This window comes from Microbacterium sp. P2_F9 (assembly GCF_056403635.1).
This window is the reverse complement of the sequence record NZ_JBFUFC010000162.1, coordinates 1-8837: the sequence shown is the minus strand read 5'-3', so window position 1 is coordinate 8837 and position 8837 is coordinate 1. Positions and strand designations below refer to the sequence as shown.

The 8837-nt window shown below is 69.5% G+C and carries 9 protein-coding genes and 1 tRNA gene; 3 read left to right on the top strand and 7 right to left on the bottom strand.

Annotated elements, in window-relative coordinates; genetic code table 11:
- Nucleotides 1-127: 127 nt before the first annotated feature.
- The 3 genes from AC1DVT_RS15055 to AC1DVT_RS15045 all read right to left on the bottom strand — a co-directional run bounded on the left by AC1DVT_RS15055 (nt 128) and on the right by AC1DVT_RS15045 (nt 3110).
- Nucleotides 128-1126, bottom strand: coding sequence for a Gfo/Idh/MocA family protein (locus tag AC1DVT_RS15055; RefSeq protein WP_477389830.1), 999 nt, complete (start codon nt 1124-1126; stop codon nt 128-130).
- A 127-nt stretch (nt 1127-1253) separates the two neighbouring features.
- Nucleotides 1254-2858: an alpha/beta hydrolase family protein gene (locus tag AC1DVT_RS15050; RefSeq protein ID WP_477389829.1), complete on the bottom strand. Its 1605-nt coding sequence runs from the start codon at nt 2856-2858 to the stop codon at nt 1254-1256.
- A 175-nt stretch (nt 2859-3033) separates the two neighbouring features.
- A tRNA-Pro gene (locus AC1DVT_RS15045) sits at nt 3034-3110 on the bottom strand.
- 135 nt (nt 3111-3245) lie between these two features.
- On the opposite strand from AC1DVT_RS15045, the gene AC1DVT_RS15040 reads away from it, so the two are divergent.
- The 3 genes from AC1DVT_RS15040 to AC1DVT_RS15030 all read left to right on the top strand — a co-directional run bounded on the left by AC1DVT_RS15040 (nt 3246) and on the right by AC1DVT_RS15030 (nt 5010).
- A complete protein-coding gene (locus AC1DVT_RS15040) occupies nt 3246-3830 on the top strand; it encodes a GNAT family N-acetyltransferase (protein ID WP_477389828.1) in 585 nt (194 codons plus the stop codon).
- A gap of 92 nt (nt 3831-3922) precedes the next feature.
- Nucleotides 3923-4636, top strand: coding sequence for a lysoplasmalogenase (locus AC1DVT_RS15035; RefSeq protein ID WP_477389827.1), 714 nt, complete (start codon nt 3923-3925; stop codon nt 4634-4636).
- Nucleotides 4633-5010 carry an RNA-binding S4 domain-containing protein gene (locus AC1DVT_RS15030; protein ID WP_457101506.1) on the top strand — a complete coding sequence of 126 codons (378 nt, stop codon included), beginning with the start codon at nt 4633-4635 and terminating at the stop codon, nt 5008-5010. Before AC1DVT_RS15035 ends, AC1DVT_RS15030 begins: the two co-directional genes overlap by 4 nt.
- Nucleotides 5011-5127: 117 nt before the next feature.
- Here AC1DVT_RS15030 and AC1DVT_RS15025 read toward each other — a convergent pair whose 3' ends face one another.
- The 4 genes from AC1DVT_RS15025 to AC1DVT_RS15010 form a co-directional block, all read right to left on the bottom strand.
- Nucleotides 5128-6030, bottom strand: a complete 903-nt coding sequence (locus AC1DVT_RS15025; protein ID WP_477389826.1) for an NUDIX domain-containing protein — start codon at nt 6028-6030, stop codon at nt 5128-5130.
- 99 nt (nt 6031-6129) lie between these two features.
- Entirely contained in the window at nt 6130-7653 is a 1524-nt protein-coding gene (der, locus tag AC1DVT_RS15020; RefSeq protein ID WP_477389825.1) for a ribosome biogenesis GTPase Der, read from the bottom strand.
- Nucleotides 7650-8399 (bottom strand): (d)CMP kinase, encoded by a 750-nt coding sequence (gene cmk / locus AC1DVT_RS15015; protein WP_477389824.1) that lies wholly within the window; start codon nt 8397-8399, stop codon nt 7650-7652. The genes der and cmk overlap by 4 nt, the downstream gene beginning before the upstream one ends.
- Nucleotides 8392-8837: prephenate dehydrogenase dimerization domain-containing protein (locus AC1DVT_RS15010; RefSeq protein WP_477389823.1), on the bottom strand; the 446-nt coding region annotated here is incomplete at its 5' end. The genes AC1DVT_RS15010 and cmk, both read right to left, overlap by 8 nt.

The window sequence follows — 8837 nt, the reverse complement described above, 5'->3', positions numbered from 1 at the left end:
CTGTCGACCTCATCGTCCGGCGCCTCGAGGACCCCGGCCGCCCGGTGCACCGCGTCGTGCTCAGTCCGACGCTCAATGTCCGCGGCTCAACCGCTCCCCCGCGAGGCGCCTGAACAGCACGACGCGATCAGGCCATCACCGCGCCGCGCCACAGTGTGAGCGCCTGCGCGATCGCACGCGAGTCATCCCACGGCACCTCCGGCGCCTCCACACGCCCGTCCGCCAGGGCGAGCGACACCGCGTCGGCCTCGGCCGCCATCGGCTGGATCGACGGCACCGTGACGACGCGATCCGAGCCGTCGCGACGGACGATGATCGACGTCGCACTCTCGGCACGACCTCCCCAGGCATCCGGCAGCTCGAGCGTGCCCCGCTCACAGTGGATGACCGCCGAGCGGGGCAGGTCCCGCACGATCGACGTCTCGACCACGGCGACCACTCCCGCGATCTCGAACTCGGCCCGGGAGTGCCCGTCGACCCCTTCGACGATGTCGGCGGTCGCCTCGAGCAGTGCGACCTCGGATGAGAGGGGTGCACCGGCGCCCGGCATCCTGCCCACCCTCGCAATCTCGACCGCCAGCGACACCGGGTAGCATCCGACGTCGAGGATGGCGCCTCCCGCGAGCGCAGGGTCGAAGAGTCGACCTCGACGAGTGCCGTTCGCGAAGCCGAATGCCGCCTCCACGCGCCGCGGCGCACCGAGCTCACCGCTCGCGAGGATCGCGCGCAGGGCCTCGGCGTACGGACCGAAGCGGTTCTTGAACGCCTCGACGAACGGTCGTCCGGTCCGCGTCGCCACACTGAGGATGCGGTCGACTTCGTCTGCCGTCGTGCTCGCGGGCTTCTCGCACAGGACGGCCTTGCCCGCCTCGAGCGCCCGAATCGCGAGGTCGGCATGCGTGGTGTGCACGGTGCCGATGTAGACGGCGTCGACATCGTCGCGCGCGAGGATCTCGTCGTAGGTCCCGGATACTTCGGCTCCGTGTTCAGCGGCGAAGGCCGCAGCGCGCTCCGCCGACGAACTCCCCACGCCGTGCAGCACGCCGTGGTGGGAGCTCCGCAGCCCAATCACGAAGTCCCTGCTGATCGCACCTGGCCCGAGCACCGCCCAGTTGGTCTGTCGCATGCGTCCGATGCTATCCACGGGGAGCAGCTCACCCACCCCTCCCCAGCGGAGTGCGGTGACCCGGGGGCCTGGGCGACGGCCCCTAGTCGCTGAGCGAGCGCTCCGGAAGAAGTCGAGGGAGCGTCGGTCAGACGGATCGCATCACGACGTAGACGACCGCGAGTATCGCCGCGGTGATGGCGATGGCCGCCAGCACAGTGAGATGCGCCCACCCGACCAGGGCCCCGATGATCAGGGTGGGGATAGCGAGCAGGACGATCGCACCGAACAACGTGACGCCGACCGCATTGCTCAAACGCATGAACGCGTCCAGCTTCTGAGTATTCAGGGGATCCGGGGGAAGGGTTCCTTCGAGGAGGAACTCTGCGACCTCCGGCATGCGCGGCGGATAATTCGCAGCGGTGTGATCCTCCAGAGCACTGCCATGACCCTTCGGGAACGTGGCGGCCGGCTGGCTGACCGCCACGGGCAGCCCCACGAATCCGGTGTACCCACCGCGACCGACATCCTGATTCAGGCCGTTCAGCAAGGAGCAGAGGATGCCGACCGGAAAGTCATGCGATGCCCGGTCGTTCCGCACCTGGAGCACCTGTCCGGCGTCGACGCGCGCCGACCAGTCGTAGTCCGGGGGAAGGACCGACCCCGCGAGGAGCACGCGGGTGAAGCGCATCGTTCTCACCTCCTGCAGCGCCTTGCCGAGCATGTAGGTGCCGTTGCTGTGTCCGAGGAAGTGGAAGTTGTCGGCGTCATGCGTCGTGAACCATCGACCGTAGTCCCTGAGGAACCGCTTGACATTCCCACGCCGAGTGAAGGGCAATGCGAACTGGATTGCACTGAAGAAGCCGTAGTTCGTCGCCTGGATGTGCACGTCGCCGCCACCGCGGGCCTGCATCGCCGTGGTCGCGCGACTGACCCACTGCTCATGGGCCGATGCGCGGATGCCGTGGACGATGAACACCACCGGATCGTGCGACACCGGCAGCGGCGCGACGCGGGGAAGGTCATTGCCCGCGATGGCGTTCCGCAGCACCTCCCAACGGCTCTCGGCCGTGTCACTGTGCGTGAGGTCGACCATGCCGCTGTGATCGGTACGGGACATCCAGAGGGTCGACGTCGGCCCCAGGTAGCGACTGTCCTCGACGTCCCTCTCGTGAACGAGCTCGTCATCGCTCGCCAGCACTTGAACGACGTGCACGTCCTGCCGATCTCGTACTGTTTCCGCCCATCCGAGGCRCAGATTGGTGATCCAGTAGCCGCCGGCACGGATCTGCTCGACGAGGAGCTTGGTCCGCGGCTGGCAGAAGACCCAGTACACCACCTGCCACAGCCAAGGCAGGTGCGTCGGGTCGAAGCCCGCATTCGGCGATCCGAGGAGCACGACCCGCCGCACCTTGCGCGCCCAGTTCTTCTCCCCATCGTTGAACGCGGCGGGGTCGGCCATCGCGTCTACAAAGGCTGCGCGCACCAGGAGCCCACCCAAGCTGTGTCCACAGAGCACGATGTCGGTGGTGTCCGCCCGCTCGCCGGTGGAGTCGCCGGCGAATTCGGCAATGCTCGCGACCAGGTCGTTGACGGCATCGTCGAGCTTGTTGTGGCTGAAGAGTCTCAGCTCGTTCGGCACGATCTCGATTCGCCACTCCGCGCCGAACTCCGACGTCAGCCTTTGCATCAACTCGTCATCACGACGTCGGCCCAAGCCGAGCACGAAAACGAGCAGTTTGGTTGCAGCCATTGAAGCCCCCAGGCACCCAGTGGTGACGCACACGAATTATCTGCACCCTAGCGGGACCCGGGCCCCCGTGTCCGACTATGCGCGCCGCCCCCAGTCGGCAAGACGAAGGCCCGTCCTCCTGGCGAGAGGAGAACGGGCCTTCGACGTATTTCCCGGGACTTTTACGACCCCCGGTTGGTCGGGATGACAGGATTTGAACCTGCGACCCCCTGACCCCCAGTCAGGTGCGCTACCAAGCTGCGCCACATCCCGAGATCAGCGCTTGCGCGCGGACAACTCCCCCATCTTAGCCGAGCCGCGGGGCGGTCGCGAACTCGCGCCCGACCGGGTCGCGGCATCCGTTCCGGGGGCCTTGTCGGTGTCGGAAGCCGGGCGTAGCGTCGCGGCATGCCGACGATCACGATCGAGCCCGCCACGCTCGGCCGCTTCGACGATGTCGAACACGCGCTGACTGGCGGCGGCGACGGGCGCAGCTGCCAGTGCCAGTGGTGGACGCTCACCAACGCGCAGCTTCAGGAGACATCCACCGACGAGCGCGAGCAGCTGCTGCGCGACGAGGTGACGGCGGGTCCGCCGCCCGGGCTCATCGCCTATGTCGACGGTGAAGCGGCCGGGTGGGTTCGGGTCGGGCCTCGCACGGGCCAGGCAAGACTCGCGCGGACGAAGAACTACACGAGCAGCTCGGAGGAGGCGTGGGACGACGACTCCGTCTGGGCCGTCACGTGCTTCGTGGTGCGGCGGGAGTACCGCCGACAGGGACTCAACGCGCGATTGCTGGATGCCGCGGTGGAGCACGCGCGCACGCACGGCGCACGGCTGATCGAGGCCTACCCGATCGACCCCGACGTGGGAAGCAGGAAGCCGGCGAACGATCTCTACCACGGCGTCTGGTCGACCTTCGCGGATGCCGGATTCCGCGAAGTCGCGCGCCCGCGACCCGATGTCGTCGTGGTCTCGCTCGCGCTGGATTGACCTCGCCGTCAGCGCAGCGCCGGCGATCGGGCCGTTGCCTGCGCCCGCGTACGATTGATCGACCAACGCCGATCGCACCATGAAGGAGCGCCGTGAGCGCCAGCGCCGCACCCGCGCGCCCCTCGACCGCCACGCTTCGGGCGGGCTGGTGGTGGGGTTTCGCGCTGTACGGCGCCCTGTCGGTGCTCCACATCGTCGTGATCGTCGCCGGGTGGTCGGCTATCGCCACGGTGACCAAGCTCGTGCTCATGCCGGCGCTCGCGCTCGCCGTGTTCTGGGCCTCCCGGGGTTGGCGGTGGGCCCCGCCGCTCACGCTGCTGATGCTCGCGATCGGCCTCTCCTGGCTCGGCGATGGCGCGGGGACGTTCTTCCCGTTCGCCCCCGAGATCCCGATGATGCTGCTCTGGTTCGGGCTCGCGCACCTCTGCTACATCTGGCTGTTCTGGCGGCACCTCGCGATCCGGCGCCTCCCGCCTTGGGCGGCCGTATACGCGGTGTGGTGGGTCGCGGTGCTGCTCGTCCTCTGGCCGCACCTCGGCGGACTCGCGATCGCGGTGGCCATCTACGGGCTCGTGCTCGGCGGCACGGCCGCGAGCGCGACCCGCTGTGCTCCGCTCATCGCGATCGGCGGGGCGTTTTTCCTCGCGTCCGACACGATCCTGGCGTTCCGTCTGTTCTACCCCGGCATCCCCGACGCCGTGGCGAGCCCCGTCATCATGCTCACCTACTGCCTCGGGCAGGGCCTGATCGCGGCCGGGGTCGTCATCGCGGTCCGCCGACGCAGTGCCTTCCCGGTCGCCGCATGACCGAACCGGCGAGCTCCGCACGGGTGGATGCCTGGCTCTGGGCCGTCCGCATCTACAAGACCCGCTCGGCGGCGACGACGGCCTGCCGCGCGGGCCATGTGCGAGTCAACGGCGACCGCGCGAAAGCCGCGCAGCCGGTGCGTCCCGGTGACGAGCTGCGCGTGCGCATCGCCGGATTCGACCGCATCCTCATCGTGCGCAAGCCCATCTCCAAGCGGGTGGGTGCTGCGCTCGTCGCCGAGTCTGTCGAGGACCGTACTCCTCCGCCGCTCGCGAAAGAGCTCACCGCGATGGTGCCGGTCCGCGATCGGGGCGCCGGACGACCGACCAAGCGCGATCGCCGCGACATCGAGAAGCTGCGCGGCCGCGAGTAGCACTCCCCCGTCAACCGCCGAAACCACCCACTCTGCGCGAAACCACACAGATCCACGCGCCGAATCAGGTTGTCTCGCGCGGGATCGGTGGTTTCGCGAAGGAGGAGAAGAGCGGCGTCAGCCGAGCTGGTCGAGCAGCCAGCGGGTGCCGTGGACTGCGGCTCCGGCATCCGTCACCCGCCGCCAGAGCTCGCGGTCGCTCGTGACCACAGTGACGCTGCGTCCCGCGGCGACGAGGCGCTCCGTCTGTGCGACGATTTCGTCGTCTCCGGATGCCACGGCCCTGACCACCTCGACCTGTGAGATGCCCGCGCCCGCGGTGCGCGCCTGGCCTTCGAGGACCGCGACCCACTCCGGAAACCACATGTGCTCCGAAAGTTCAATGATGCCCGCGGGCACCCCGGCCACTGCGAGCGTGCCGATCCGGCGGATGAGCCGCGCGGCCGCGCCGGCGCGGTCGTGCCACCAGCCGTCGGGCACCGAGCCCATCACGTTCGCCACATCCACGACGACGGCGGGCCGGATCTCGAGCGAGCGACGCAGCACCTGCCACGACGATGCGAACCCCGGATGCAGCGGCTTGCGGTCGACCTCGTCCACCGGCACCCACGCCAGTTCGCGGCTCTCCGGATCGCTGATCGTCGGCTCGAAGGGCACGACCACATCGGCGATGAGCGTCGCGTAACTCCAGTAGCCGAGCTCCAGCACGCTCAGCAGGCGCGGGCGGATCGAGGCATCCGGAACTCCCGCCTCTTCGGCCGCCTCGCGCATCGCGCCGTCGGTCGCCGACTCGCCTTCATGGCGTGCGCCGCCGGGCAGCGCCCAGGTGTCGCCGAAGTGGCTCCATGACACGCGGTGCTGCAGGAGCACTCCGCGCTCGGCGTCGAGTGCGAGCAGGCCCGCGGCGCCGAAGCGACCCCAATACCGCTCCCCCGTCGGCGCGACGACCCACGCGTCACCCGGATCGCGGGGTCCGAACGGACGCGGTGGCTCTCCGGGGGCGGGAGGCTCGATCGTCACCCGTTCAGCCTGTCACACGGGCAGGCCACCGACCCTCGATCGGCACCGGATCTGACACGGGGCGTCTCGAGAGAACGGAGGCATGGAGAGCAGTTCGGCTCAGCGCTGGCGCTTCTCCCGGACCCGCATGTTGACGACGATCGGGGTGCCCGCGAAGCCCCACACCTCGCGCAGACGGCGCTGGATGAAGCGGCGGTAGCCCGGGTCGAGGAATCCGGTCGTGAACAGCACGAATGTGGGCGGACGCGTCGTGGCCTGGGTGCCGAACAGGATGCGCGGCTGCTTGCCGCCCCGCACGGGGTGCGGGTGCTCGGCCACGAGCTCGGCGAGGAACGCGTTGAACTTGCCGGTGGGGATGCGCTGATCCCACGAATCGAGCGCCGTCTCGAGCGCCGGCACGAGCTTGTCGAGGTGACGACCGGTGCGGGCCGAGATGTTGACGCGGGGCGCCCACGCGACGTGGGCGAGGTCCTGCTCGATCTCGCGCTCGAGGTAACGGCGGCGGTCGGCGTTCTCGAGGTCGACGTCGGTGAGGCGATCCCACTTGTTGAACGCGAGCACGAGGGCGCGCCCCGATTCGAGCACGAGGTCGATGATGCGCACATCCTGMTCCGACAGCGACTCCGACACGTCGAGCACGACGACGGCGACTTCGGCCTTCTCGAGCGCGGCCGAGGTGCGCAGCGACGCGTAGAAGTCGGCACCCTGCGACAGGTGCACGCGGCGACGGATGCCGGCGGTGTCGACGAAACGCCACATGCGGCCGCCGAGCTCGACGACCTCATCCACGGGGTCGCGCGTGGTGCCGGCAAGCTCGTTGACGACCACCCGCTCCTCCCCCGCTGCCTTGTTCAGCAGCGAGGACTTGCCCACGTTCGGGCGTCCGAGGATCGCGACCCGGCGCGGGCCGCCGATCTCCTGCTTGGCGACGGCGGAGATGTCCGGAAGCACCTTCATGACCTCGTCGAGGAGGTCGGCGACGCCGCGGCCATGGATGGCCGAGACCGGGTACGGCTCGCCGAGGCCGAGGCTCCAGAGGGCTGCGGCTTCGGGCTCGTGCCGGGCGTCGTCGATCTTGTTAGCCACGAGGAACACGGGCCGGCCGGTCTTGCGCAGCATCTTGACGACCTGCTCGTCGGTCGAGGTCGCCCCGACCATGGCATCCACGACGAACAGCACGACATCGCACAGTTCGATCGCGATCTCGGCCTGCGCCGCGACCGACGCGTCGATGCCGCGGGCGTCGGGCTCCCAGCCGCCGGTGTCGACCACGGTGAAGCGGCGGTCCATCCACTCGGCCTTGTACGTGACGCGGTCACGCGTGACGCCGGGGGTGTCTTCGACGACGGCCTCGCGGCGACCGAGGATCCGGTTCACGAGCGCGGACTTGCCGACGTTCGGGCGTCCCACGATGGCGACGACCGGCAGGGCGGGAAGGAACTGGATGCCGTCCTCGCCGAGCTCGACGCCCGCGAGCAGCGCAGCGTCTTCGTCTTCGAGCTCGTAGTCGGAGAGCGACGCGCGCAGCGCGGTCGCCCGCTGCTCGGCGAGCTCCTCATCGAGATCTGCGAGCTTCTCGACGATGTCGTCCGGGCCGCCTTCGTACTCTTCGTCAGCGTTCATGATGTTGCTCTCTTTCGCGCGTCGCCCGGTCCCTGAGGTTGTCGAAGGGCCTGAGCTGGTCGGAGGGTCGTGGCCTGCACGACGTCGAGGACGGCGGCCACTGTCTGGTTGAAGTCGAGATCGGTCGAATCCACCACGACCACGCCAGGMGCAGCGGTGAGGAAGTCGACGACCTTCGAATCTGAGGCGTCGCGGCGGTGCAGCGCGTCGGCGACGGATGCCGCATCCTGCGTCGTCACTTCGGCACTGCGCCGCGCGGCGCGCACTTCGGGCGACGCGGTGAGGAGAATCCGCACCGGTGCGTCGGGGGCGACGACGGTCGTGATGTCCCGGCCCTCCACGACGACACCGGGCAGCGCGGACTCGCCGATGAGCCGCCGGAACAGCGCATTGACCGACTCGCGGATCTCGGGCACGCGGGCGACGCCGCTCACGGCATCCGTCACCCGCGGCTCGCGGATCGCGAGCGTGACGTCGGCGACGCCCACCCGCACCCAGAATTCATCGGGGTCGAGCGAGATCGCGTACGGGAAGTCTTGGGCGACGCGGAGCACGGCCGCGGGGTCAGAGGTGTCCTCGCCCTGCGCGAGCGCGTGCCAGGCGAGCGCGCGGTAGGCGGCGCCGGTGTCGAGGAAGCCGAAGCCGAGGGCACGGGCTGCCTGCTTGGACACGCTGGACTTGCCGCTGCCGGCGGGGCCGTCGATCGCGACGACGACCGGTTCGCGGAGGTCTGTTGGGTCAGTCATTGCTGCTCGCGATCTTCCAGCCGCGCGCCTCGAGCCCGTCGACGGCGCCGCGCACGGCGCTCGGCACGACCGAGATCTCGGCGAGGCCGAACTGGGCGCCCGGCGAGTGCTCGAGGCGCAGGTCTTCGACGTTGACCCCGAGCTCGCCGAGCTCGCCGAAGAGGCGGCCGAGCTGGCCGGGGGTGTCATCCACCATCACCACGACGCTCTCATAGCGCCGGTTCTGGCCGTGCTTGCCGGGCAGGCGCTCCACGCCGTCGTTGCCGCGGCGGATCGTGTCGGCGACCGCGCGTCGCGCGCCGGGCACATCGGGGTCGCGGAGCGCTGCGGCGACGGCGGAGAGATCCGCCGCGAGCGAGTCGAGCACATCCACCACCGGAGCGGAGTTCGCGCCGAGGATCTGCACCCACAGTTCCGGAGCGGATGCCGCGATCCGCG

What these genes read in the sequence shown, in the direction of transcription:
- AC1DVT_RS15055 (WP_477389830.1), bottom strand. Translation starts at nt 1,126, where the DNA reads ATGCGACAGACCAACTGGGCGGTGCTCGGGCCAGGTGCGATCAGCAGG.
- AC1DVT_RS15040 (WP_477389828.1), top strand. Translation starts at nt 3,246, where the DNA reads ATGCCGACGATCACGATCGAGCCCGCCACGCTCGGCCGCTTCGACGAT.
- AC1DVT_RS15030 (WP_457101506.1), top strand. Translation starts at nt 4,633, where the DNA reads ATGACCGAACCGGCGAGCTCCGCACGGGTGGATGCCTGGCTCTGGGCC.